General features: G+C 72.5%; 19 protein-coding genes and 2 tRNA genes. 8 read left to right on the forward strand and 13 right to left on the reverse strand.

Annotated elements, in window-relative coordinates:
• Nucleotides 1-53 precede the first annotated feature (53 nt).
• From ACI1MP_RS15025 to ACI1MP_RS15035, 3 genes are all read left to right on the forward strand, one after another.
• Complete coding sequence (locus tag ACI1MP_RS15025; protein WP_380342781.1) at nucleotides 54-2,468, forward strand: ribonucleoside-diphosphate reductase subunit alpha; 2,415 nt, start codon at nucleotides 54-56, stop codon at nucleotides 2,466-2,468.
• Nucleotides 2,468-3,487, forward strand: a complete 1,020-nt coding sequence (locus tag ACI1MP_RS15030; protein WP_043915963.1) for a ribonucleotide-diphosphate reductase subunit beta — start codon at nucleotides 2,468-2,470, stop codon at nucleotides 3,485-3,487. Before ACI1MP_RS15025 ends, ACI1MP_RS15030 begins: the two co-directional genes overlap by 1 nt.
• 124 nt (nucleotides 3,488-3,611) lie before the next feature.
• Nucleotides 3,612-5,312, forward strand: coding sequence for a glycosyl hydrolase family 28-related protein (locus ACI1MP_RS15035; protein WP_380342779.1), 1,701 nt, complete (start codon nucleotides 3,612-3,614; stop codon nucleotides 5,310-5,312).
• 59 nt (nucleotides 5,313-5,371) lie between these two features.
• Here the strand turns inward: ACI1MP_RS15035 and def are convergent, their stop codons facing one another.
• The 8 genes from def to ACI1MP_RS15075 form a co-directional block, all read right to left on the reverse strand.
• Nucleotides 5,372-5,998 carry a peptide deformylase gene (gene def, locus ACI1MP_RS15040; protein WP_363472697.1) on the reverse strand — a complete coding sequence of 209 codons (627 nt, stop codon included), beginning with the start codon at nucleotides 5,996-5,998 and terminating at the stop codon, nucleotides 5,372-5,374.
• A 104-nt stretch (nucleotides 5,999-6,102) separates the two neighbouring features.
• Complete coding sequence (locus ACI1MP_RS15045) at nucleotides 6,103-7,086, reverse strand: tetratricopeptide repeat domain-containing protein (RefSeq protein ID WP_043915960.1); 984 nt, start codon at nucleotides 7,084-7,086, stop codon at nucleotides 6,103-6,105.
• A 128-nt stretch (nucleotides 7,087-7,214) separates the two neighbouring features.
• Entirely contained in the window at nucleotides 7,215-8,537 is a 1,323-nt protein-coding gene (locus ACI1MP_RS15050; protein WP_380342774.1) for an HD-GYP domain-containing protein, read from the reverse strand.
• Nucleotides 8,534-9,928 (reverse strand): HD-GYP domain-containing protein, encoded by a 1,395-nt coding sequence (locus tag ACI1MP_RS15055; protein WP_380342772.1) that lies wholly within the window; start codon nucleotides 9,926-9,928, stop codon nucleotides 8,534-8,536. Before ACI1MP_RS15055 ends, ACI1MP_RS15050 begins: the two co-directional genes overlap by 4 nt.
• 178 nt (nucleotides 9,929-10,106) lie before the next feature.
• The gene (gene rsrA, locus ACI1MP_RS15060) at nucleotides 10,107-10,466 is read right to left on the reverse strand and encodes a mycothiol system anti-sigma-R factor (RefSeq protein ID WP_043915957.1); all 360 of its coding nucleotides are present in this window, start codon (nucleotides 10,464-10,466) and stop codon (nucleotides 10,107-10,109) included.
• Entirely contained in the window at nucleotides 10,463-11,209 is a 747-nt protein-coding gene (locus ACI1MP_RS15065) for a sigma-70 family RNA polymerase sigma factor (protein WP_043916813.1), read from the reverse strand. The genes rsrA and ACI1MP_RS15065 overlap by 4 nt, the downstream gene beginning before the upstream one ends.
• A 238-nt stretch (nucleotides 11,210-11,447) precedes the next feature.
• On the reverse strand, nucleotides 11,448-12,068 hold the full coding sequence (locus ACI1MP_RS15070; RefSeq protein ID WP_404868838.1) for an alpha/beta family hydrolase: 621 nt from the start codon (nucleotides 12,066-12,068) through the stop codon (nucleotides 11,448-11,450).
• Nucleotides 12,069-12,095: 27 nt separating this feature from the next.
• On the reverse strand, nucleotides 12,096-12,833 hold the full coding sequence (locus ACI1MP_RS15075; protein WP_380342765.1) for an SOS response-associated peptidase: 738 nt from the start codon (nucleotides 12,831-12,833) through the stop codon (nucleotides 12,096-12,098).
• A gap of 98 nt (nucleotides 12,834-12,931) precedes the next feature.
• On the opposite strand from ACI1MP_RS15075, the gene ACI1MP_RS15080 reads away from it, so the two are divergent.
• From ACI1MP_RS15080 to hisN, 5 genes are all read left to right on the forward strand, one after another.
• Nucleotides 12,932-13,636 carry a M50 family metallopeptidase gene (locus ACI1MP_RS15080; protein ID WP_100588078.1) on the forward strand — a complete coding sequence of 235 codons (705 nt, stop codon included), beginning with the start codon at nucleotides 12,932-12,934 and terminating at the stop codon, nucleotides 13,634-13,636.
• A gap of 28 nt (nucleotides 13,637-13,664) precedes the next feature.
• Nucleotides 13,665-14,999 carry a 3-phosphoshikimate 1-carboxyvinyltransferase gene (gene aroA, locus ACI1MP_RS15085; RefSeq protein ID WP_404868839.1) on the forward strand — a complete coding sequence of 445 codons (1,335 nt, stop codon included), beginning with the start codon at nucleotides 13,665-13,667 and terminating at the stop codon, nucleotides 14,997-14,999.
• A gap of 15 nt (nucleotides 15,000-15,014) precedes the next feature.
• Complete coding sequence (rsgA, locus tag ACI1MP_RS15090; RefSeq protein ID WP_380342761.1) at nucleotides 15,015-16,070, forward strand: ribosome small subunit-dependent GTPase A; 1,056 nt, start codon at nucleotides 15,015-15,017, stop codon at nucleotides 16,068-16,070.
• An 88-nt stretch (nucleotides 16,071-16,158) separates the two neighbouring features.
• A complete protein-coding gene (locus ACI1MP_RS15095) occupies nucleotides 16,159-16,482 on the forward strand; it encodes a multidrug efflux SMR transporter (RefSeq protein WP_043915951.1) in 324 nt (107 codons plus the stop codon).
• 18 nt (nucleotides 16,483-16,500) lie between these two features.
• On the forward strand, nucleotides 16,501-17,298 hold the full coding sequence (gene hisN, locus ACI1MP_RS15100; RefSeq protein WP_404868840.1) for a histidinol-phosphatase: 798 nt from the start codon (nucleotides 16,501-16,503) through the stop codon (nucleotides 17,296-17,298).
• A 185-nt stretch (nucleotides 17,299-17,483) separates the two neighbouring features.
• Here the strand turns inward: hisN and ACI1MP_RS15105 are convergent, their stop codons facing one another.
• From ACI1MP_RS15105 to ACI1MP_RS15125, 5 genes are all read right to left on the reverse strand, one after another.
• Nucleotides 17,484-19,403 carry a tetratricopeptide repeat protein gene (locus ACI1MP_RS15105; RefSeq protein ID WP_363472716.1) on the reverse strand — a complete coding sequence of 640 codons (1,920 nt, stop codon included), beginning with the start codon at nucleotides 19,401-19,403 and terminating at the stop codon, nucleotides 17,484-17,486.
• A gap of 353 nt (nucleotides 19,404-19,756) precedes the next feature.
• On the reverse strand, nucleotides 19,757-21,775 hold the full coding sequence (locus ACI1MP_RS15110) for a glycosyl hydrolase family 18 protein (RefSeq protein WP_404868841.1): 2,019 nt from the start codon (nucleotides 21,773-21,775) through the stop codon (nucleotides 19,757-19,759).
• Nucleotides 21,776-22,034: 259 nt separating this feature from the next.
• Nucleotides 22,035-22,108 (reverse strand) — tRNA-Met (locus tag ACI1MP_RS15115).
• Between the two features lie 103 nt (nucleotides 22,109-22,211).
• A tRNA-Met gene (locus tag ACI1MP_RS15120) sits at nucleotides 22,212-22,285 on the reverse strand.
• Nucleotides 22,286-22,342: 57 nt separating this feature from the next.
• On the reverse strand, nucleotides 22,343-25,255 hold the full coding sequence (locus tag ACI1MP_RS15125) for a UPF0182 family protein (protein ID WP_404870804.1): 2,913 nt from the start codon (nucleotides 25,253-25,255) through the stop codon (nucleotides 22,343-22,345).
• Nucleotides 25,256-25,331: the final 76 nt, after the last annotated feature.

Below are 25,331 nucleotides of genomic sequence, written 5' to 3' on the forward strand. Positions count from 1 at the left end.
TGCCGTCGGACACCTCGATCCACGTCCGTCGCCGCCACAGGAGAGAGTGCGCCTTGACCGTCGCCGCCTCAGTCACCCTGCCGTCCCAGGGATCCGCCGACGCCTTCACCGACCCCGGTGCGGCGCTGCTTCGGCTGCTCACCGACCGCAGCACCGACCTCCCCCAGGTGGACCCCGGCCACGTCGCCGCCGCCGCGCTGCGCGGCCGCCACGCCGGCTCGGACTTCGCCGAGCTGCGCGGGCTGGCCGTGGAGGCCGCCGCGTCGATGATCGCCGAGGACCCGCAGTACTCGAAGCTGGCCGCCCGCCTGCTGGCCATGGAGATCGCCGACGAGGCCGCCACCCAGGGCGTCACCTCGTTCTCCGCCTCGATCGCCGTCGGCCACGCCGAGGGCCTGATCGGCGACGCCACCGCCGAGTTCGTGGCCGCGCACACCGCGCTGTTCGACTCGCTGATCGACGCCGCCGGCGACGACCGCTTCGAGTACTTCGGCCTGCGCACCGTGCAGTCCCGCTACCTGCTGCGCCACCCGATCACCCGCAAGGTGGTCGAGACCCCGCAGCACTTCCTGCTGCGCGTGGCGGCGGGCCTGGCGGTCGGCACCTCCGAGCAGTCGGTGCTGGAGGTGGCCGAGCTGTACAAGCTGATGAGCCGCCTGGAGTACCTGACCAGCTCCCCGACGCTGTTCAACTCCGGCACCCGGCACCCGCAGATGTCCTCCTGCTACCTGCTGGACTCGCCGCTGGACAACCTGGACTCGATCTACAACCGGTACGCGCAGATCGCCCGGCTGTCCAAGCACGCCGGCGGCATCGGCCTGTCCTACTCGCGGATCCGCTCCCGCGGCTCGCTGATCCGCGGCACCAACGGCAAGTCGAACGGCATCGTCCCGTTCCTGCGCACCCTGGACTCCTCCGTGGCGGCGGTCAACCAGGGCGGACGGCGCAAGGGCGCGGCCTGCGTGTACCTGGAGACCTGGCACGCCGACATCGAGGAGTTCCTGGAGCTCCGCGACAACACCGGCGAAGAGGCCCGGCGCACCCACAACCTGAACCTGGCGCACTGGATCCCGGACGAGTTCATGCGCCGCGTGAACGCCGACCAGGACTGGTCGCTGTTCTCCCCGGCGGACGTGCCCGAGCTGGTCGACCTGTGGGGCGCCGACTTCGACGAGGCCTACCGCAAGGCCGAGCTGGCCGGCAAGGCCGTGCGCACCATCCCCGCGCAGACCCTGTACGCCCGGATGATGCGCACCCTGGCGCAGACCGGCAACGGCTGGATGACCTTCAAGGACGCTTCCAACCGGGCCGCCAACCAGACCGCGCTGCCGGGCCGCACGGTGCACTCCTCGAACCTGTGCACCGAGATCCTGGAGGTCACCGACGACTCCGAGACCGCGGTCTGCAACCTGGGCTCGGTCAACCTGGGCGCGCACGTCGCCCCGGGCGCCACGGCCGACGACCTGATCAACGCCATGGACTGGGACCGCCTGGACGCCACCGTGCGCACCGCGGTGACCTTCCTCGACCGCGTGATCGACATCAACTTCTACCCGACCACCGAGGCCGGGACGTCCAACTCCCGCTGGCGCCCGGTGGGCCTTGGCGTGATGGGCCTGCAGGACGTCTTCTTCAAGCTGCGGCTGGACTTCGACTCCGCCGAGGCGAAGCAGCTGTCCACGCTGATCTCCGAGCGCATCATGCTCACCGCGTACGAGCGCTCCGCGGACCTGGCCGAGCAGTTCGGCCGCCACGAGGCGTACGGCGAGACCCGCGCGGCCCGCGGCCAGCTGCACATCGACCACTTCGGCTCGGCGGCCCCGCAGTGGACCGGCCGCTGGGAGGCGCTGCGGGCCCGGATCGCCGTCACCGGCCTGCGCAACTCGCTGCTGCTGGCGATCGCCCCGACCGCGACCATCGCCTCCATCGCCGGCGTCTACGAGTGCATCGAGCCGCAGGTGTCCAACCTGTTCAAGCGCGAGACGCTGTCCGGCGAGTTCCTCCAGGTCAACCCGTACCTGGTGCGCGAGCTGAAGGAGCTCGGCGTCTGGGACCAGCAGACCCGGGACGAGCTGCGCGAGGCCAACGGCTCCGTGCAGGACTTCAAGTGGCTGCCGGAGAACGTCCGTTCGCTGTACCGCACGGCGTGGGAGCTGCCGCAGCGCGCGCTGATCGACCTGGCCGCCGCCCGGCAGCCGTACATCGACCAGAGCCAGTCGCTGAACCTGTTCATGGCGGCGCCGACCATCGGCAAGCTGTCCTCGATGTACGCGTACGCGTGGAAGGTCGGTCTGAAGACCACCTACTACCTGCGTTCCCGTCCCGCGACCCGGATCGCCCAGGCCGCGTCGGGCGCCGCCCGCACCGCCGCGCCCGTGCCGGTGCAGACCCCGACCCTCAGCCAGGCCGAGCAGGACGCCATCGCCTGCTCCCTGGAGAACCCCGAGTCCTGCGAGGCGTGCCAGTAATGAGCTCCGAAGACCAGAAGAAGATGCTGCTCGACCCGGGCTTCGAGCTGACGCTGCGTCCGATGCGCTACCCGTCGTTCTACGACCGGTACCGGGACGCGATCAAGAACACCTGGACGGTCGAGGAGGTGGACCTGCACTCCGACGTCGCCGACCTCGCCAAGCTCTCCGAGGGCGAGCGGCACATGATCGGCCGGCTGGTCGCGTTCTTCGCCACCGGTGACTCGATCGTGTCGAACAACGTGGTGCTGAGCCTCTACAAGCACATCAACTCGCCGGAGGCGCGGCTCTACCTGTCGCGGCAGCTGTTCGAGGAGGCCGTGCACGTCCAGTTCTACCTGACGCTGCTGGACACCTACCTGCCCGACCCGGAGGACCGCAACGCGGCCTTCGCCGCGGTGGAGAACATCCCCTCCATCGCGCAGAAGGCGCAGTTCTGCTTCAAGTACATGAACGCGGTCGACCACATCGACTCGCTGCAGAGCAAGGAGGACCGGCGGGCCTTCCTGCTGAACCTGATCTGCTTCGCGGCGTGCGTCGAGGGCCTGTTCTTCTACGGCGCGTTCGCCTACGTGTACTGGTTCCGCAGCCGCGGCCTGCTGCACGGCCTGGCGACCGGCACCAACTGGGTGTTCCGCGACGAGTCGATGCACATGGACTTCGCGTTCTCGGTGGTCGACACCGTCCGCGAGGAGGAGCCCGACCTCTTCGACGACAAGATGGCCCAGCAGGTCACCGAGATGCTGGAGGAGGCCGTCGAGGCCGAGCTCCAGTTCGCCCGCGACCTGTGCGGCGAGGGCCTGCCCGGCATGAACACCGAGTCGATGCGCCAGTACCTGGAGGCCGTCGCCGACCAGCGCCTGGCCCGGCTCGGCCTGCCGATCCGCTACGGCTCCACCAACCCGTTCGGGTTCATGGAGCTGCAGAACGTCCAGGAGCTGACCAACTTCTTCGAGCGCCGGGTCTCCGCGTACCAGGTCGCCGTGGAGGGCTCGGTCTCCTTCGACGACGACTTCTAGCAGACGCCCGAGGCGTCGTCAGTGGCCAAGGGCCGCACCCCGGTTGCCGGGGTGCGGCCCTTGGCCGTGCGCCTGTTGTTCGAATACAGCCCGCCGGTCCGACGCCGCTGCCATACTGCCGCGCGTGCAGAATTCACGACGTACTTTCATGCTCGGCGGGCTCGCCGCCTCCGCCGTGGTGGCGGCCGGCGCCTCCACGGAGGCCGCCGCGGCCACCGGATCGAACACTTGGCTGAACGTCCGGGACGACCACGGGGCGAAGGGCGACGGCACGACCGACGACACCATCGCGATACAGGCGGCGATCAACGCGGGCGCCCAGGGTTCCACGGTGTACTTCCCGCCGGGCCGCTACCTGCTGAGCCGGCCGCTGCTGGTGACCGAGGGGGTGACGCTGCGCGGGGACTGGGCGCCGCACTTCGCGCCGCGCACCAGCATGACCGCCTCGTACCTGTTCCCCGGGCCCGGGTTCGACGGCTCGGCGCTGATCACCGTCAACCGCCCGACCGCCTCGGTGCCGCAGGACTACGAGAAGTCGGCACTCGGCGGCGGGGTCCGGCTGAGCGGCCTGGCCCTGAACGGCATGAAGCAGTCCAACGCGGCCGGCGGCCCGATCGACGCGGTCGTGCTGGCGGCGGACGTCCGCGACGTCGCGATGGAGCGCGTCACGGCCTGGCACTTCACCGGCAACGGCATCACCACGGGGGGCGCCGGCGGCCTGCAGTTCCACCAGGTGGTGTGTTCCACCAACGACGGGCACGGCTTCGCCACGAACGGCGGGCGGATGCTCGACGCCGACCTGCACGAGTGCTACGCGCAGGGCAACGGCGGGCACGGCTTCGCACTGACCGCCCCGAACGCGGTGGTCCTGACGGGCTGCCGCTCGGAGTGGAATGCCGGGCACGGCTACCTGGTGACCGGCGACTGCGCGTCCCTGGTCCTGGCGGGGTGCTTCACCGACCGTTCCGGTCTGGACGGCTACCACGTGGCCACCGACGCCGGCGCCCACCCGGTGCAGCTGCTGGGCTGCCTGGCCAAGCGGGACGGGAAGCTCCAGCAGGCCGGATCGGCGGGCTTCTCGGTCACCGGCGTGCCCACCGCGCCGGGCGGCGGCGCGCTGCTGACCGGCTGCTCGGTGTACACCGGCGTCGACGACGACGGCTCCGGCGTCCGCTCGCCCGCGTACGGCGTGGCCACCGCGTCGCTGGCCTCGTTCCACCTGGTGGCGGTGACCGGCGGCCAGTTCATGGGCACCGTCGCACCGTTCCGCGACCAGGCCGGATCGATGGTGCGGCACAGCGGGGCCACGGGCATCACCGACCCCGGCCCGGCGGGCGGCGGCTGGCAGCAGGACCGCTCCGACACGCACGTGCTGAACGGCGCCAAGGGCACCAACCGCGACCTGCAGTTCTGGACTCGCGGCTCGGCCCCGCGGTGGACGCTGCGGGTCGACTCCGCCCCGGAGTCCGGCGGCAACAGCGGCTCCGACCTGCGGCTGCTGCGCCACGACGACAGCGGCAACGCCCTCGACTCCCCGTTGGCCGTCGACCGCGCCACCGGCCTGGTCGCCCTCGGCCAGGGCCTGCGGGTACGGGAGGGCGCCGGCGCGCGCCTCGGCACTGTGACGCTCTCCGGCGGGCAGGCCCAGGTCAACACCACGGCGGTGACCGCGAACAGCCGGATCCTGCTGACGATCCAGCGGCCGATCGGCACCACCTCGGGCGCCGTCTGGGTGACCGACCGCGCGGCGGGCAGCTGGTTCAAGGTGCAGGGCGCGCCCGGGGACAACTCGCTGGTCGCCTGGATGATCGTCGAACCGGCCTGACCCGCACGCCGGGGGCCGCACCTTCGGGTGCGGCCCCCGGCGGAGGAACTGGCGCCGCGTCAGTCGTTGGGCACCGTGGCGTACTTCGGGGTGCCTTCGGCCATCTGCCGCAGGGCGCTCTTGCGGTCGCGCTTGGAGAGCCGGTCGATGTACAGGTAGCCGTACAGGTGGTCGGTCTCGTGCTGGAGGCAGCGGGCGAAGAAGCCGGTGCCCTCGACCCGGATCGGGTTGCCGTGCTTGTCCTGGCCGGTGACGGCGGCGTAGTCGGGGCGGGCCAGCTCCTGGTAGGCGGTGGGCACCGAAAGGCAGCCCTCCTGGCTGTCGTCCAGGGTGCGGCGGCCCGCGGGGAGCTCCTCCAGCACCGGGTTGACGACGTGTCCGACGTGGCGGACGCCCTCGTCGTCGGGGCAGTCGTAGACGAAGACCTTCAGGTCGACGCCGATCTGGTTGGCGGCCAGGCCGACGCCCTCGGCGGCGTACATCGACTGGAACATGTCGTCGACGAGGGCCGCGAGGTCGTCGTCGAAGGCGGTGACGGTCTGCGTCTCGCGGTGCAGCACCGGGTTGCCGACCACGGTGATCGGGCGGGCGGTGCCCTTGCCCGGGTCGGGCAGTTCGCCGACCACCCGCTGGACGTCGCCGTCCTGGTGCTCGTGGTCGTGCTCGTGGTCGTGGTGCTCGGCCATCGCTTGCTTCCGCTCCGTCCGCGTCCGGCTGGTGTACCGGTCCAGGGTACGGGGCGCGGCGGCGCACGGGGGTACCTCCCGGCCCCCTTACGGCCCGGGGAGGGTCAGCACACCTCTTCGAGGTCCCGGTAGGCGCGGGTGGCCGGGGACGCGGCGGCCCAACGTTCCAGCAGGGTGCGGACCAGCCCGGCGGGCGCGGCGATGCCGCATTCGCGTTCGATCTGCCAGGGGCCGCCGGCCGAGCCCTGGCTGAGGTGGCTGAGGTGGCCGGGGTGCAGCGGGTCGCCGTCGTCGTGCGGGTCGTGGTGGGCGGTGTGGCCGTCGTCGATGGCCATCCGGCTCTCCGAGCAGGTCCGGCACAGCAGCCGCACCGAGGACGTCCAGTCCTCCGCGGCGTACCCGGCGTCGGCGACGGTCTTCTCCAGCGCGTCCCGGTCGGCGGCGGTGGCGGCCTGCAGCAGCACCACCCAGGTCGGCACCGGCGAGGGCGCCCACAGCTCGATCTCGTCGAACACCGGGTAGGCGACGCCGTCGGCGACCCGCTCGCCGTGCGGCGCGCCGTCGTGCAGCACCACTTCGCCCCAGCGGCGGCCGGAGGACGGCAACGGGATGGACAGCACCTCGATCCGCGCCGGGTCGAGCCGGCGGCCCCACACCACCTCGGACTCGCCGTCCGGGGACAGCCGTACCGGCGTGGTGCCGAGGTCGAGCTCGATCGGCCCGTCCGTGCCCGGCCCGCCGGGCAGCCGCAGCCCGTACGCCTGCCAGGCGCGGCGGGCCAGCGGCCAGTCCTGCAGGGCGGTGGCGGTGATGCCGAGGTTCCACCAGTCCGGCGCGCCGTGCTGGCGGTCGAGCAGCGCGACGGCGCGCAGGCCGGCGCTGCGGGCCTGCTCCCAGTCGCGGCGGAACTTGTGCAGCAGCGCCAGGTTGAACCAGGAGTCCGACAGCCACGGCTCCAGGTCGGCCGCCATCACCAGCAGCGCCCCGGCGTCCTCGTAGCGGCCGTCGCCGATCAGCGTGAACGCACGGTCGGTGGTCTGCCGCCAGGTCGCCGACGGACGGTGCCGTGCGCGGTGGAAGATCCTCACGTTGGTCCCTTGCCGTCGGTCGTCACCGGGTCGCCCCGCCTCCGGGTCTTCCCGCCACGACCGCATCCAACCACGCCCGCCGCGGGCTGCGCGCCCCGCGCGGCCATTCAGGCCGCGGGCCGCGGGGCTCATCGGGCCGCGAACCGGCAGCGGGCCGCGCGGTGGCCGCGGCGGCCGAGCCGGGCGAGCGCGTCCAACACCACCGGGTCGTAGCCGCGGCCGGCGTCCAGCCGCAGGTGGTCGAGGGGGTCGAGGGCGCCGGCCCGGGGGCGGTCGGCGGCGGCGGTGCGCAGGTCGTCGTGCGCGTTGGCGACCCGGATGATCCGGGAGGCCAGCGGCAGGGTCGGGTCGTGCCGGCCGTCGTCGAGCCGGCACGGATCGGCGAGCCGGGCGACCTGCTGCCACACCTGCCGGGGCACGCCGGTGCGCCGGATCACCTCGCTGCCGAGCCGGGCGATCCGCTGCTGCTCGTCGTCGGGCAGCAGCGCGGTCGCCCCGCCGGGCACCGGCTCGACCAGCGACAGCTGGCCGATGTCGTGCATCAGCGCGGCATATTCCAGCAGCGTCAACTCACGGCTTCCGAGCCCGAGTTCGCGCCCCAGCGCGCACGCGGTGTCGGCCACCCGGCGGGCGTGCCCGGGCGTGGTGTAGCCGGCGATCTCGGTGGCCCGGGCGAGCGTCTCGATGGTCTGCCCGGTGGTGGCCCGCACCTCCACGGCCCGCCGGAACGAGGCCTGCGCGAGCAGCAGCGGCACGCAGAACACCGGGAGCGCCCACAGCCCGGCCTCGCCCGCCAGCAGGCTGAGCAGCAGCCCGGTGGCGACCTGCGCGGAGCCGATGCCGAGCAGCGCGTGCAGTTGGTCGTCCAGCGCGGCGCTGTACCGCAGCCCGGTGCGGGCCCGCTGCTGCCCGGCCGCCAGCACGGCGTCGCCGAGCGCGGCCAGCGCGGCGACGGCCGCCAGCAGCGCCCCGTACGCGGGTCCGGGCAGCCGGTCGGTGGCGCCGGACTCGTACAGCGGTTGGAACAGCAGTGCGGCGAAGGTGACGGTGACCAGCCGGCGGGCGGCGGCGTCCAGCCCGCCCAGCGGGCTGCGCGGCCGGCGCCGGACGGCGGCCAGCGCGGCCCGCCCGGCCAGCTGCGCGACGAGCCCGGCGGCGGTGCCGACCGCGGTGACGGCGGTGGCCTGCAGCACCCCGTGCCCGGTGGGCAGTCCGTGCAGCGGCCCGAGCAGCGCGTACGCGAGGGCGACGGCGGTGGCCACCGGCGCCGGCTCGCGGTCGCCGGGCAGCGCGGGCCCGGCGCACTGGCCGAGCGCGATCAGCGCGGCGAACGCCAGCGCCACCCGGGCCTGGTTGGTGCCGACGGCGAGGGTGTGCGCCAGCGCGCAGCCGCCGAGCAGGACGGCCGCGCCGTGCAGCAGGTCGGCCGGGCCCGGCCGCCGGACGGTCATGTCGTCCCGCCGGCCGGCAGGCCCTGGCCGGACTGCTGCGGCATCCGGGCCGGCTCGGGCACGCCGAGCGGAATGTCCGGCACCTCGCCGTCCCAGCCGCCGGGCGGCGGCGGCTCGGGCTGCCAGCCGTGTTCGGCGACGGCCTCCACCAGGGCCTGCACCATCACCGGGTCGAACTGGCTGCCGGCGCACCGCTCCAGTTCGGTGACGGCCTCCTGGACGGGACGGCCGCGCCGGTAGGAGCGGGTGGAGGTCATCGAGTCGAAGGCGTCGGCGACCGAGATGATCCGGGCGAACTCCGGGATCCGGTCGCCGGACAGGCCGTGCGGGTAGCCGCGGCCGTCGATCCGCTCGTGGTGGTGCAGGATGCCGTCGCGCCCCTCGCCGAGGAAGTCCAGCTGCCGCACCAGCTCGTGCCCGAACACCGGGTGCACCTCGACGGCCCGCCGCTCCGCCACCGTCAACGGCCCGTTGCGGCGCAGCAGTTCGGTGGCCACCGCGAGCTTGCCGACGTCGTGCAGGGTGCCGGCGAAGTGCAGGGTGCGGATCCGGTCCTCGGCGAGGCCCAGCTGGCGGGCGATCAGCACCGAGGCCCGGCCGACCCGTTCGCTGTGGCCGCGGGTGTAGGCGTCCTTGATCTCCACGGCCTGCACCAGCGCCTGCACGGTGGCCCGGTGCGCGGACCGCTCGCGGTGGCCCTGCGCGGACAGCCAGGCGGTGATGGTCAGCGGCAGCAGTCCGAGCACCGCCGCGAACGCCCCGTACGGGCCCTGCCACAGCACCGCGACCATCAGCCCGCCCGCGCCGTGCAGCAGCGCCGCGGGCGCCGCCCGGTGCAGTTTGCGGATCACGCCGTGGCCGGCCGAGCCGCAGGTCAGCCGCACCATGCCGGCCACCAGCACGCCGTTGACCAGGCAGAACGTCAGGATCGCGGCGAGCGCGCCGAGGGCCGCGCCGGGGAAGCGGGTGCCCAGCAGCAGCCGGGAGCCGCCGAGCAGCCGGAACACCTCGGCGGAGCAGGCGGCGGCCAGCGCCAGCTGGGCGGCGTTCCACACCCGGCGCAGGGCGCGCGGCTGCTGGGCCGGGCCGAGCAGCGCCCCGGGCAGCGCGACCAGGGCCGCGGCGGCGGGGGGGAGCATCAGCACGCCGGCGAACAGCACCGGGAAGAAGCCGCTGCCGCGCGGGTCCGCCGGGCTCTCCGACCCGGGCCGGCCGCGCAGCCACCGCCACACCCGGGCGCACGGCGTGCGGGCGCCCTGGGCGAGCGACTCCAGACAGAGGTGGAGCAGCGACAGCAGCGCGACTCGGGGCCAGGCGAGTCCGGGCCCGATCGCCGACAGCGGCAGCAGCGCGGCGAGCGCCGCCGTCACCACGGCGGCCAGGTAGACCATGGCCCGCCCCGGCAGGGCGATGCGCTCGCGTTCGCTGGCGATCTCGGCCTCCCCAGCCCGTACCGGGCCCTCCGACGTGAGGACTCGTCAGAGAATAGGGCCCGGCCACCCGGACGGGGCGCACGATCGCGGATTGCCGCAGCCGGAGCAGCGACAGCTCACTCGATCGAGTGAGTAATCACTCCGCAGTGGCGACGGCGGAGCCGTGACCGGCCGCGCCTTCGACCGTCATCTCCACGCCGACCGAGGACACCTCGACGGTCGGACCCTCGCCGGGGCGCTGGCTCGCGCGGATCGAGTCGATCCGGGCCAGCACCTTCGCCCGGAGGTCGGTGGGCGTGTCGTCGCAGCCGCACGAGCGCTTGATCAACGCCTTGATCGCCTGTTCGAGGCCGTACTTCTCCAGGCACGGCGAGCACTCGTCGAAGTGCACCCGCAGCTTGGCGCAGTCGCCCTCGGGCATCTCGTTGTCGAGGAATTCGTAGAGGTGGTCGAGCACCTCTCCGCACTCGGTCTCGTGCGGATCGCCGCAGCTCATGAGCCCGCGCCCTTCGCTTCGTGCCCTGCACCGGTACCGGCCGGGACCAGCCCCCGCTCGCGGGCGTAGTCCTCCAGCATGCCGCGCAACTGGCGGCGACCACGGTGCAGTCGGGACATCACCGTACCGATGGGTGTACCCATGATGTCCGCGATCTCCTTGTACGCAAAGCCCTCGACGTCCGCGAGATACACCGCGATCCGGAATTCCTCCGGGATCGCCTGCAGGGCGTCCTTCACGTCGCTGTCCGGCAGGTGGTCGAGCGCCTGCGCCTCGGCGGAGCGCAGCCCCGTCGACATGTGCGACTCGGCGCGCGCGAGCTGCCAGTCCTCGATCTCCTCGGCCGCGGTGCGCTGCGGTTCACGCTGCTTCTTGCGGTACGAGTTGATGAACGTGTTGGTGAGGATGCGGTAGAGCCAGGCCTTGAGGTTGGTGCCCTCGCGGAACTGGTGGAACGACGCGTACGCCTTGGCGAACGCCTCCTGGAGCAGGTCCTCCGCGTCGGCCGGGTTGCGGGTCATCCGCAGGGCCGCCGAGTACATCGGGTCCAGGAAACCCAGCGCGTCGCGCTCGAAGCGCGCGCGCCTGGCCGTCTCGCTCTCGCTCTCGGACACCCGGAAGGTGTCCTCGCCGATCGCCTCGGCCAGTTCGTCGCCGGTGAGCTGTTCGCCCTCCGGACGGCCCTGGTCGGTGCCTGAAGCACCAGACACGGCCGCGTCATCGGTCCCGACGACCGGACCCACCTCCTCGGTCAGCTGCACTCGGCCCACCACGGGCCGACCCGGAAGCGAGGATATCGGGCTGACCGGCTTCTCGCCCGCGGCAACCCACTGCGACCAGTCCGGTACGAGCGAAGCCCGCTCCTCGGACCGCTCGGGGCACGCGATCGAACCCATGAACCCTGCCTTTCCACCGGCGCATGTTCTGACGACTCGTGCAACCGCTCACGGCGACGAGACATTCCCGCACTCCGGACCGGGTTCAGAGCCAGCCGGCCACCGCCCCGGTGATCAGCGCCAGCGCCTCGTCCTGGCCGAGCGGCGCCTTCTTCGGCACCTTGAACGCGTGCGAGCCGTACGGCACTTCGACCAGGCGGTGGGTGTCCGGCAGGGCCGGGAACTCCTCCGGGGCGCCGAAGGTGTCCGCGCCGCCCTGCACCACCAGGGTGGGCAGGCCGGTCTCCAGCAGTTCCTCGGCGCGGCTCTTGTCCGGCCGGCCCGGCGGGTGCAGCGGGAAGGCCAGCGCCAGCACGCCCGCCGCGCCGAGCCCGGCGGAGGTGCGGCAGGCCACCCGGGCCCCCGCGCTGCGGCCGCCCGCGAACACCGGCAGCCCCTCCTCGGCCGCGGCGGCGAACTGCGCGGGCCAGCCGGCGTCGAGGGTCTTCGGCGCGGGGGCGAGCTTGCGGCCGGCCACCCGCCAGGGCTGCTCGGCCAGCACCACGGTGACGCCCGCCGCCGGGAGCGCCGCGGCGAGCGCCTGCAGGTCGGGCGCCTCGATGCCGCCGCCCGCGCCGTGCCCGAGCAGCAGGACGGCGCGCGGGGCCTCGGCCCGGAACCAGTGGAGCCGGGCGTCGCCGGCGGGGGTCTCGATGATCCGCTGCATGGCGCCGAGCGTATAGAGAGGACGGGCTCAGAACAGCGTGGTGCGGTCGTCCTCGGTGAGTCGCCTGGTCAGGCCCGGGTGGTTGTTGCGGATCGAGCCGACCTCGTCGGGCACGGCGTGGATGCGCAGCTCGCCGGGCGGCGGCGGGGTGAGGTCGGCGGTCTCGGCGTGGGGGTCGAGCCAGGCGTCCCAGCGGTCGGGGCCGAGGTACAGCGGCATCCGTTCGTGGACGGGGGCGAGCAGCGGTTCGGCGGCGGTGGTGACCACGGTGCAGGTGACCAGCCAGGCGTCGGGGTGGTCGCCGGGCACGGCCCGGTTGCGCCAGAACTCGTACAGTCCGGCCAGCGCCAGCGGGGCGCCGTCGGCGCGGGAGACGAAGTACGGGCGGCGCGGCGGCCGGGCGAGGTCGCCGGTGGGCGCGGTCTGCCATTCGTAGTACCCGTCGACGGGTATCAGGCAGCGCCGCGAGGCGAACGCCTGCCGGTAGGCGGGCTTCTCGTGGACGGTCTCCGCCCGGGCGTTGATCATCTTCACGGCGGTGTCCGGACTGCTCGCCCAGGCCGGCACCAACCCCCAGCGCAGCACCCGCAGTTGACGCACCGGCCGGCGCTCGCCGCGGGGCGCGCGGTCGAGCACGACGAAGGCGGACGCGGTCGGGGCGACGTTCCAGCTCGGGGCCAGCGTCTCGGTGGGATCCCACTGCCGGACGCCGAAGTGCCGGACCAGCTCGGCGGGGTCGGTGGAGGAGGCGAAGCGGCCGCACATGCCGTTCAGCTTGCCAGAGCAGAACCGGTCGCTGGTCGCCGCCCGTCCTTCCGTGAAACGCTGCCGGACCGAACGACGGTGATCGGAGGCCCACCGGAATGGACTTCGCACAACTCTGGGACCGGGTGACGGCCGTACAGCCCGCCCTGCCGAACTGGCTGGTGTGGGGCACCGCGGCGGCGGCGCTGCTGGCGGTGGCGATGCGCCCGGTGTGGCGGCTGAGCCGCACCGTGGTGACCATCGCGCACGAGGGCGGGCACGGCGTGATGGCGCTGCTGACCCGCCGCCGGCTCTCCGGCATCCGGCTGCACTCGGACACCTCCGGGCTGACGGTGACCTCCGGGCGGCGGACCGGACCCGGCCTGATGCTGACCTTCGCGGCCGGCTACCCGGCGCCGTCGCTGCTCGGCCTGGGCGGCGCCGCCCTGCTGGGGGCGGGCCTGACCACCGCCCTGCTGTGGATCGGCATCGCGCTGCTGGCGGCGATGCTGCTCACCCTGCGGAACGTGTTCGGCGTGCTGGCCGTGCTGGTCACCGGCGGCGCGATCGTCGCGGTGTGCCGGTACGGGAGCGCCGAGTGGCAGGGCGCGTTCGCCCACCTGGGCGTGTGGTTCCTCCTGCTGGCGGGGGCGCGCCCGGTGGTCGAGCTGTTCTCCACCCGGCGCCGCGGCGGCGCGTCCGGCTCGGACGCCGACCAGCTGGCCGGGCTGACGGGCGTGCCGGCGACGGCCTGGATGGCGCTGTTCCTGGTGGTGGCGCTGGCCTGCCTGGGGCTCGGGGCGGCCTGGCTGCTTCCCCGGTAGCGGGGCCGGGCCTCATAGACTGGGCGACATGACCGACTCCCTGTGGCCCGCTCCCGTCGCCACCGCCGCCGTGGACGCCACCGTGACGATCCCCGGCTCGAAGTCCGCGACCAACCGCGCCCTGGTGCTGGCCGCCCTCGCCGACGGCCCGGGCTGGGTGCGCCGCCCGCTGCGCAGCCGCGACTCGCAGCTGATGGCGGACGGCCTGCGGGCACTGGGCGTGACGGTCGAGGAGACGGTGAACGAGGCGTCCGGCGGCACCGGCGGCGGCGAGGCCTGGCGGGTCATCCCGGCCGAGCGGCTGCGCGGCCCGGCGCAGGTGGACGTCGGCAACGCCGGCACCGTGATGCGCTTCCTGCCGCCGCTGGCCACCCTCGCGGACGGCCCGGTGCACTTCGACGGCGACCCGCGCAGCCACGAGCGCCCGCAGCACGGCGTGATCGACGCGCTGCGCGCGCTCGGCGCCCGGATCGACGACGGCGGCCGCGGCGGCTTCCCGCTGACCGTGCACGGCGCGGGCGCGCTGGACGGCGGCCCGGTGGAGGTCGACGCCTCGTCCTCCTCGCAGTTCATCTCGGCGCTGCTGCTGTCCGGCGCCCGCTTCAACAACGGCGTGGAGATCCGCAACGTGGGCGCGACGGTGCCCTCGCTGCCGCACATCCGGATGACCGTCGACATGATCCGCAAGGCCGGCGGCCAGGTGGACGCCCCCGAGGACGGCGGCGAGAAGGACGTCTGGCGGGTCACCCCGGGCGCGCTGATCGGCCGCGACCTGGTGGTCGAGCCGGACCTGTCCAACGCCGCCCCGTTCTTCGCCGCGGCCCTCGCCACCGGCGGCCGGGTCGTCGTCCGGGACTGGCCCAAGCACACCTACCAGCCCGGCGACCAGCTCCGCGACATCTTCAGTGCGATGGGCGGCAGCTGCCGGTTTGTCAATAGGCACAGCACCGACGAGGGGCTGGAGTTCACCGGCACCGGCAAGATCCACGGGATCGAGGTGGACCTGCACGACGTGGGCGAGCTGACCCCGGTGATCGCCGCCGTCGCGGCCCTCGCCGACTCCGAGTCCCACCTGTACGGCATCTCCCACCTGCGGCTGCACGAGACCGACCGGCTCGCCGCGCTCGCCAAGGAGATCAACGACCTCGGCGGCGACGTCTCGGAGACCGAGGACGGCCTGCGGATCCGCCCCCGCCCGCTGCACGGCGGCGTCTTCCACACCTACGAGGACCACCGGCTGGCCACCGCCGCCGCCGTCCTCGGCCTGGTGGTGGACAGCGTCCTGGTGGAGAACGTGGCGACCACCGCGAAGACCCTGCCGGACTTCCCGCAGATGTGGGCCGACCTCCTCGGCCAGGGCTGACGGGGGATCACGAACATGCGCCGCTACGGCAAGGACGCCGACGAGGACGACATCCGCAGCCGCCCGGGCCGCCGGGGCTCCCGCCCCCGCACCCGCATCCGGCCCAAGCACGAGGACGCCGCCGAGGCGATGATCCTCACCGTGGACCGGGGCCGGATGACCTGCCTGGTCGACGGCGGAACCAAGGACGAACGCCTGGTCACCGCCATGAAGGCCCGCGAACTCGGCCGCAAGGGCGTGGTCGTCGGCGACATCGTCAACCTGGTCGGCGACCTCTCCGGAGCCCCCGACAGCCTGGCCCGGATCGTCCGGGTCGAGGAACGCACCTCGGTACTGCGCCGCACCGCGGACGACGACGACCCGTACGAGCGGATCGTGGTCGCCAACGCCGAGCAGTTGGCCATCGTCACCGCGCTCGCCAACCCGGAGCCCCGCCCCCGGCTGATCGACCGCTGCCTGGTCGCCGCGTACGACGCCGGGATGGAGCCGCTGCTGGTGCTCACCAAGTCCGACCTGGCGCCGGCCGACGAGCTGCTGGAGTCGTACGCGTCGCTCGGCATCGACTACGTGGTGACCCGGCACGACGAACTGGCCACCACCGGCGCGGAGGCCGTCCGGGAGCACCTGCGCGGGAAGACCACCGTGTTCATCGGGCACTCCGGCGTCGGCAAGACCACCCTGGTCAACGCGCTCGTCCCGGACCAGCAGCGGACCACCGGCCGCGTCAACGCCGTCACCGGCCGCGGCCGGCACACCACCGTCTCCGCGCTCGCCCTCCGGCTGCCCCCGCCGCCCGGCGTGAAGCCCGGCTCCCGCAAGGCCCTCGACCCGGGCTGGGTGATCGACACCCCCGGCTTCCGGTCCTTCGGCCTCTCCCACATCGACCCGTCCCGGGTCATCCTCGCCTTCCCCGACCTGGAGCCCGGCACCGAGGGCTGCCCGCGCGCCTGCTCGCACGACGAACCGGACTGCGCACTGGACGCCTGGGTCGCCGACGGCCACGCCGACCCGGCCCGGCTGTACTCGCTGCGCCGCCTCCTCGCCACCAAGGAGGCCCACGAGGAGGACTGAGAGTTCACCGCCCGACGAGTCGCCCGGCCCTGTCCACTGGGTAACGATAGGAAGGTCACACCGTCCTATCTGACAGGGAGTCAACCCGATGGCATGGGCCATGGTGATCCTCGCCGGTCTGCTGGAAACGGGATTCGCGGTCAACCTCAAGCTCAGCCACGGCTTCACCAAGCTCTGGCCCACCATCAGCTTCTGCCTCTTCGCCCTCGGCTCGTTCGGCCTGCTCACCCTGTCCCTGAAAACCCTCCCGGTGGGCAGCGCCTACGCGGTGTGGACCGGCATCGGCGCCGCCGGCACCGCGCTGTACGGAATCGTCTTCCTCGGGGAGTCCTCCTCCACCCTCAAGCTGGTCTCGGTCGGCCTGGTCATCGCAGGTGTGATCGGTCTGCAGCTCAGCGGCTCGGGACACTGAGTCCGCTAGGGTTCGGGCATGGCCGACTACCACGACGATCTCCGACTCGCCCACGTCCTCGCCGACTCGGCCGACTCGGTCACCATGGAGCGCTTCAAGGCGCTCGACCTGAAGGTCGAGACCAAGCCCGACCTGACACCGGTCAGCGACGCCGACAAGGCCGCCGAGGAACTCGTCCGCTCCGTCCTGCAACGCGCACGGCCCCGCGACGCCGTGATGGGCGAGGAGTACGGCCTGCAGGGCTCCGGCCCGCGCCGCTGGGTGATCGACCCGATCGACGGCACCAAGAACTACGTCCGCGGCGTCCCGGTCTGGGCCACCCTGGTCGCCCTCCTCGAGGAGCAGCCCGACGGCGAGTACGCCCCGGTGGTCGGCATCGTCTCCGCCCCCGCGCTCGGCCGCCGCTGGTGGGCCGCCAGGGGACTCGGCGCGTTCGCCGGCCGCAGCCTCGCCAAGGCCCAGCGCATCCACGTCTCCAAGGTCTCCCGCCTGGCCGACGCCTCGCTCTCCTTCTCCTCCCTCAGCGGCTGGGAGGAGCGCGCCCGCCTCGACGCCTTCCTCGACCTCACCCGCAAGTGCTGGCGCACCCGGGCCTACGGTGACTTCTGGTCCTACATGATGGTCGCCGAGGGCGCCGTCGACATCGCCGCCGAACCCGAACTCTCCCTCTGGGACATGGCCGCCCCCTGCATCGTCGTCCAGGAGGCCGGCGGCCGCTTCACCGGCCTCGACGGCATCGACGGCCCCTCCGGCGCGGACGCGGTCGCGACCAACGGGATCCTCCACGAAGCAGCGCTGCGCTCACTGTCGCTCTGACGGGTGCGGAAACAGGGGCGCGTGGGGGTACCTCCCGGCCCGCCAGGGCTGGGAGAGAACTGCGCGACAAGCGCAAGGCCCGTCCGTGAGGTCGCAAGCACGTGCAGGTCATTGTCCTGCGTCGCGATCTTTCCGACGGGTGCGTTCCCCTTCGCGCAGTTCCCCGCGCCCCTGGGGGTACTCCCCTACGCGGACAGTTCGGCGTTCAACGCCCCCAGCAGCCGCCCCGCCCGCTCCGCGACCTCCGCCGGTCCGTACTCCGCTGCCCGCTTGCACCAGTTCTCGGCCTGGACGGCCTCCCCCCGTCGCAGCGCGAGCAGCGCGAGCCGCAGGGCCGCGCGCCCGTGCCCGGCGTCCGCGGCGCGGGTGTACCAGAGCATCGCCTCGGCCTCGGAGTCCTGCCGGGCCAGCAGCAGGCCGAGGTTGAAGGCGGCGCTGCGGCTGCCGCCCTCCGCGGCGCGCCGGTACCAGCTCTCGGCGATCTGCAGCGCGCCGCGCTCCGCGGCCCGGACGCCCATCCGGACCTGCGCCCGCAGGTGCCCGGCGTCCGCCGCGACCGCGTACCAGTGTTCGGCGTCCGCGTCGGCGTCGCCGCGGCGGTCGAGCAGGGAGGCGAGCCGGAACGCGCCCTCCGCGGAGCCGCCCTCCGCAGCCTGCCGGTAGCGGTCGAGCGCCCCGGTGAGGTTGCCGCGCTGCTCCTGGACGACGGCGAGTTGGAGGGCGGCTTCGCCGTGCCCCTCGGCGGCGGCGCGGGCGTACCACTCCTGGGCCTGCCGGGTCTCGCCGCGGCCGGCGTGCAGCACGCCGAGGTTGAACGCGCCGTCGACGGAGCCGGCCTCGGCGGCCTTGGAGAACCAGGGCTCGGCGCCGGATTCGTCGCCGCGCTGGAGCAGCATGACGGCGAGCGCGTTGCAGGCTTCGCGGTGGCCGGCGTACGCGGCGCGGCGGTACCACTGTTCGGCCTGGGTGTCGCGGCCGACGCCGGCGCACAGCAGGCCGAGGTTGAAGGCGCCGTTGTGGTCGCCGGCGTCGAGCGCGGCGCGGTACCAGCGTTCGGCGACGGCGTCCTCGCCGCGGCCGGCGTGCAGCGCGCCGAGTGCGTTGGCCGCCGCGGCGTCGCCGGCTTCGGCGGCCTCCTGCCACCATTCGGCGGCGGCGGTGGGGTCGCCGGCGTCGCGGAGCAGGAAGCCGAGCGCGCAGGCGGCGCGGGCTTCGCCGTTCTGTGCGGACTGCCGGTACCAGCGGGCGGCTTCGTCGAGGTCGCCGCGGGCTTCGAGGAGCACGCCGAGGCGCAGCGCGGCGCGGGGGTGGCTGCGGGCGGCGGCGGTGCGGTACCAGGTCTCGGCGGTGTCCTTGTCGCCGGCGGCTTCGCGCATCCGGGCGAGGCGGTAGGCGGCTTCGCGGTGGCCGGAGTCGGCGGCGGCCTTGAACCAGCGTTCGGCACGGACGTCGCGGCGGTGTTCCATCAGGTCGCCGAGGGCGTACGCGCCGAGCGGGTGGCCCTGTTCGGCGGCGAAGTGCAGCCAGTACTCGGCGGCTTCCTCCTCGCCCTGGTCGCGCAGCTGCAGGCCGAGGGCGTGGGCGGCGGGGGCGGAGCCGGCGACGGCGGCCTGCCGCCACCACTGGCCGGCTTCGGCGCGCTGGCCCTGCTGGTGGAGCAGGACGCCGAGGTTGTTGGCGGCGGCGCGCAGGCCCGCGGCGGCGGCGGTACGCAGGTACGGTTCGGCGTCCTGGAGGTCGCCGCGGCGCAGCAGGAGGGCGCCGAGCTGGCTGGCGGCGCCGGGGTCGCCGGCGTCGGCGGAGCCGCGGTGGCGGGCTTCGAGGGCGGCCTGTTCGCGGGCGGCGAGGGCGGTTTCGAAGCTGTCGGAGCCGTCGTCGCTCTCCAGCAGGTCGCGGGCGGAGGCGGTGGCGACGACCTGGTCGGCGGTCAGGTGGACGAGGCTGTCGGGACCGTAGCCGGATGCGGCGAGGCCGCGGCCGGCGGTGTGGCGCTGTGCGGGCAGGCTGCCGCCCGGCCGGCGGGCGGGTCGGGCACCGGTGCCGGTGTCCGTGCTGCTGCTGGCCGTCGGTGGTTCTCCCGTTCCGTTCCTTCCGATGAGTTTCATGCCGACTCCAGCTCCCCCCGAGTGTCGCGGCATTCGCCCCCGGCCGTCGGCCCGGGACGGGTCCCCCAGGGGTCACGCCGGATCGGACGGCCCGTCAACGGCCGCGCCGCGTCCCCCTCGTGGTCCATCGTCGCATCACCCAGCAACCCTCGTACACCTGCTCCGTCCGTTTTGGCGGAGCGGGGCCGAAGCCCGGCGAGATTGCTTCAGCGCTTTGTCGATTTCCCGACACTGAGCCCCACAAACCCCGGCCACGCATCGTACCGGAGTCGATCAACACTCGATGCACACAAGGCCGAAGGCCCGGAGGGCGATTCCCTCCGGGCCTTCCTTCAATGGATGGTGACGACAGGTCAGCCGACGGTGAAGTCGTCCGCCTGGTAGGCGCCCTGTCCGTACCAGCCGTGCACCCAGATGGTCACCGAGGTGACCGAGGCGCCGGTGGTGAACTTGGTGGACAGCTGCCCCCACGCGCTCCCGCCGGGCGTCCAGGTCGAACTGTCCGCCCCGGAGCCGGTGACGCCCAGGTAGGTGTAGTTGCCCTTCACCCACGCGGACAGCGTGTACGTGGTGTTCGGCTTGACCGTGACGGTCTGCTGGCACTGCGCGGTGTCACCGGCGCTGGTGTTGCCCTGCAGCGCGTACGAGCCGGTGTGGCCGCCGCTGACCACGGCGCCGCCGCTGCCCGCGCAGGTCCACGGGCTGAGCGCGCCGGACTCCAGGCCGGGGTTGGCGACGATCCCGCCGCTGGGCCCGCTCGGCGAGGAGGACGGGCTGCCCGACGGGCTGCCGGACGGCGAGCCGCTCGGCGACGAGGACGGCGAGCCGCTCGCGGAGGTGGAGGGCGACGGGCTGGTGCCGCCGCTGCTGCTCGCGCTCGGCGACGGCGAGGTCGGCGGCGCGGGGCAGTTGGCGGCCGAGCCGTTGGTCGCCGTCACCAGCGGGTTCAGCAGTACCGCGTTCGGGTCGTCGTACAACGAGAACACGAAGGAGCCGCCGAGCCCGTTGCAGTGCGCATAGTCCATCTTGGCCTGGATGGACCTGGCGTTCTCGCCGGACCAGAAGTTGGTGCCGTCGTAGAAGTACGAGGCCTGCGAGGCCGGGTCCCAGTACGTGTAGCTCGCGTTGTCGACGACACCCAGCAGTTCCTTGTACATCCGCACGCCGGCGACGTTGCCGGAGTTCGGCGCGCCCTGCGCGGGCCCGCTGGCCGGCTGGAACAGCCCGTGGTTGGCGCCGGCCGCCACGCCCGTCCAGCCGCGGTAGTACAGCGGGACGCCCATGTTCAGCTTGTTGGCCGGGAAGCCGCCGGGGATGCCGTACGAGGGGTCGCCGACCGTGTACGCCTTGATCGCCTCGTCGATGGAGTACTTGGCGTTGCCCGGCGGGATGTTGTTCGACGGGTCGTTCGGGTTCTGGTAGATCCCCGTCTGGTGGTTGGTCGGGCCCTGCGCCTCCCAGCCGCCGTGCATGTCGTACGTCATCGGGTCGGCGAAGGTCAGGTACTGGGCGATCTTGTCGGTCTCGACGTACTGGATCTTGTCCTGGCCGGCCGGCAGCGCGGCGCTCAGCGCGTAGGTCTTGCCGTCGGCGGTGCCCTGGGCGTTGAGCTGGCTGCGGAACTCGGCGAGCAGCGCGGTGAAGTTCTGCTTGTCGTTCGGCGAGGAGTGGTTGCCGGTGTGGCCGCCGCCGCCCGGGTACTCCCAGTCGATGTCGAAACCGTCGAAGATGCCCTTGCCGGTGCCGGGGCCGCCGTAGCCGCCCTGGGCGGGCAGGTTGCCCTTGATGAACATGTCGACGCAGGAGGAGACGAACTTCTTGCGGGAGGCGTCGGTGGCGGCCGAGTCCGAGAAGTACTTGGAGTACGTCCAGCCGCCGATCGACATCAGCACCTTCAGCTTCGGGTACTTGGCCTTCAGCTCCTGGAGCTGGTGGAAGTTGCCGGCCAGCGGCTGGTTCCAGGTGTCGGTGGAGTTGTCGACGCTGTTGCCGTTGGCGAAGGTCTTCGCGTAGTCGGCGTAGTAGTCGCCCGCGCCGTCGCCGGCGTTCGGGTTGTTCTCGTCCTGGGAGGCCGCCGAGTTGGCCTCGAAGCAGGTCAGGTTGGTGGGGTCGATGTTGGCGAAGTCGTACAGCAGGTAGTCGAGCTTCCCGGCCATGCCGTTGGTGTCGACGTTCTTCAGGTAGTAGGCGTTCTGGTAGATCGACCACTGGTCGAAGTAGGCGACCTTCATCCCGCCGCTGGTGGCGGGGGCGCCGGTGGTGTTGGCCGGTCCGGCGGTCGCGTCGGGGGCTCCCAGCAGCGACATCGCCCCGGCGAGCAGGGTGGCGGCCGCCGCTGTGACGGCCCAGACCCTTCGGTTGTTGCGGTGCATGCGGATGTGCCTCTCCTGTCACGTGGGGATGCAGGAAACGCCGTCCGACACCCCGGTCGGGGAGAGCGGCAGACGGAAGCAGAACACGAACGATTCCCGTTGCGGGCATACGCGTTGCAGCACCACGAGGCGGGCGGTGGGGGCCGCCCGTCATGGGCATGACCCAGATTGGACTGGACCAGTGGGGGTGTCAATCGGGTCTGCACCAAGGAATGGCAAAGGCCCGGAGGCTGATGCCTCCGGGCCTTTCGCTACTGAGTAGCGGGGACAGGATTTGAACCTGCGACCTCTGGGTTATGAGCCCAGCGAGCTACCGAGCTGCTCCACCCCGCGTCGGTGAGATCACTCTAGCACGATCTCGGGGTGCCGATGCGCCACCCCGAGCAGCAACGACGAAGGCCCGGAGGCTGATGCCTCCAGGCCTTCGGCTACTGAGTAGCGGGGACAGGATTTGAACCTGCGACCTCTGGGTTATGAGCCCAGCGAGCTACCGAGCTGCTCCACCCCGCGTCGGTGAAACCACAGTAGCACGGTCGCGGAGTGGAACAGCAAATCGGTTCTCGCAGCTCAGCCGGTGGGCGACGGCGAACCGGACGGCGCCGGCGAGGCGCCGCCCGAGCCGGCCTTCGGCTCCGCCGCCACCGCGGCGTCCAGCGCCTTCTGCAGCGCCTGCTGGGCCTGCCCGTACGCCGCCCAGTCGCCGTTCTTCAGCGCGGCCTGGCCGTCGGTGAACGCCTTCTGGGCGTCCGCCAGGGCCTTGTCCAGCGCCGGGTTGACGCCCGGCGCGGGCGTGGTCGGGGCGGGCGGCGTGGTGCTGCCCGGGTCGACGGGGGCGGTCGGGGTGGTGGCCCCGCCGGCCGCCGCGCCGAGCACCTTCGCCAGCGCCTTGTCCAGGGTGTCCTCCAGCGCCACGTTGCGGTCGCCGTACACCGCCAGCACCTTCTTCAGCACCGGCACCTTCGCACCGCGGGCCACCAGGTACACCGGCTCCACGTTGAGGATGCCGCCGCCGACCGGCAGCGTGAGCAGGTTGCCGTACACCAGGTCCGAGTCGCTGCCGCTGCGCAGCAGCGTCAGCTGGCGGGCCACCTCGGTGTCGGAGTTGAACTTCGCCTGGGTCAGCGCCGGGCCGAGCGCACCCGACTCGGACGTCATCCGCAGGATCCGCAGCTTGCCGTAGTCCTCCCCCGGATCGGCGTCCGCGGTCATGAACGCCGCCAGGTTCTTCCGGCCCGAGGGCACGAACGAGGTGGTCAGCGAGAAGTTGGCCTTCTTCGCGTCCGGCATCCGCAGCGTCAGGTAGTACGGCGGCTGCACCTCGTCGGCGTTGACGGTCGGGTCGACCGGCACCTCCCAGATGTCGGTGCCGTTGAAGAACGCCGTGGCGTCCGTCATGTGGTACATCCCGAGCAGGTCGCGCTGCACCTTGAACATGTCCTGCGGGTAGCGCAGGTGCGGCAGCAGCGTGTCCGGGATGTCCGCCTTCGGCTGGACCGTGCCCGGGAACGCCTTCATCCAGGTCTTCAGCACCGGGTCGGACTCGTCCCACTGGTACAGCGTCACCTCACCGGTGTACGCGTCGACCGTGGCCTTCACCGAGTTCCGGATGTAGTTGACCTCGTTGACGGCGCTCAGGGTGCGGCCGCGCTGGTCGGTCAGCGAGTCCTTGGTGGCGTCGCCGAGCACCGTCTTGGACGAGAACGGGAAGCCGTCGGAGGTGGTGTAGCCGTCCAGCACCCAGACCAGCCGGCCGTTCTCCACCACCGGGTACGGGTCGGCGTCGATCGACAGCCACGGCGCGACCTTCTCCACCCGCTCCTTCGGGGTGCGGTCGTAGAGGATCTTCGCGCCGTCCTTGATCGCCCCCGAGTAGAGGAGCTGCGGCTCGGCGAACTTCACCGCGTACGCGGCCCGGGTCAGCGGGTTGTCCAGCGAGACGCCGCTGCCGCCGGTGTACTGGTACGTCCGGTCGGGGTCGGAGTCCCGGGTGTAGTCGATCTCGTCCATGCCCGGTCCGACGACCGAGTACGTGGTGGACTTCTCGCCGTAGTAGACCCGCTGCTGGTAGTCGCCCATCGCCCCGGTGGTCGGCAGCGACTGCTCGGTGTAGACCGGGTTGCCGTTGGCGTCCACCTGGTTGCCCTTGGCGGCGACCACGCCGTACCCGTGGGTGTACTTGAAGTGGTCGTTGATGAAGTTGTGCTGCTGAACGCCCGTCAGGTCCAGCTCGCGCACGCCCAGCACGGTGTCCTGGTCGCCGTACCGGTCCACGTCCAGGGTCTTCGGGAACGCGTAGTACTGCCGCAGCGCCTGGTTCTGCTGGAACGTCGGCGACACCACGTTCGGGTCCAGCAGCCGGATGTCCGCCACGGTCTGCGCGTCCAGCTTCAGCTTGTCCGAGTCCGGCGTGTCCTTCGGCGAGTACGGATCCACCTGCACGTCGGCGATCCCGTAGGCCTGCCGGGTCGCGTCGATGTTCTTCTGGATGTAGGGCGTCTCCTTGGCCTGCTCGTTCGGCTTGACCTGGAACTGCTGCACGATCGCCGGGTACAGCCCGCCGACCAGCACCGCCGACAGCGCCATCAGCCCGAAGCCGATCAGCGCCGGCGCCCAGGTCCGCCGCACCGGCGTCAGGAAGAACAGCACCGCGCAGATGATCGCCACGAAGAACAGGATCGTCTTGGCCGGCAGGAACGCGTTCGCGTCCACGTACCGCAGACCGGTCCAGCCCCCGACGCCCTTGTACGACTCGCTCTTCACCGCCAGCGCGTACCGGTCCAGCCAGTACGCCACCGCCTTCAGCAGCACGAACACGCCCAGCAGCACGGCCAGATGACCCTGCGCCCCGGCACTCGCCCGACGGCCCGGCCCCTGCAGCCGAAGGCCGCCGTACAGGTAGTGCACCGCGGTCGCCGCCAGCAGCGACACGATCACCGCACTGAACGCGAAGCCCAGCAGGAACTCGTACCACGGCAGTTCGAACGCGTAGAACGAGACGTCCAGGTGGAACTGGCTGTCCTTCTGCCCGAACGGCGTGCCGTTGATCCACAGCATCCAGGTCCGCCACTGCCCGCTCGCGGCCGCACCGGCCGCCAGACCGACCAGCAGCGACAGGCCGATCACCAGCCACTTGCGGAACGGCGCCACGCCCATCCGGTAGCGGTCCAGGCTCTGCTGCTCCACCGACATCGCCGCCAGCGGCGGCCGCAGCCGGTACGCCAGCCACAGGTTGAACCCGACCACCAGCGCCATCAACAGCCCGAACACCGCGAACAGGCCGATCTTCACGCCCAGTTGCGAGGTGAAGACGGAGCTGTACTTGACCGACCTGAACCACAGCCAGTCGGTCCACAGCCCGGCGAACATGACGAACAGCAGGAACAGCACCGCCAGCACGCCGACCGTCAGCAGCAGCACCTTCGCCCGGCGCGGGGGCGGCCCGACTCTCGCTCGGAAACCCGGATCGGAACGATCCGGCATCTGGAAGGTCAAGACGCCACCTCAGCTGTTGTTGTCGTTGGGGATGACAGTGCCGCGCCGTGGACGGGCGGAGACA

It is taken from the genome of Kitasatospora griseola (assembly GCF_044999035.1).
Lineage (GTDB): Bacteria > Actinomycetota > Actinomycetes > Streptomycetales > Streptomycetaceae > Kitasatospora > Kitasatospora griseola.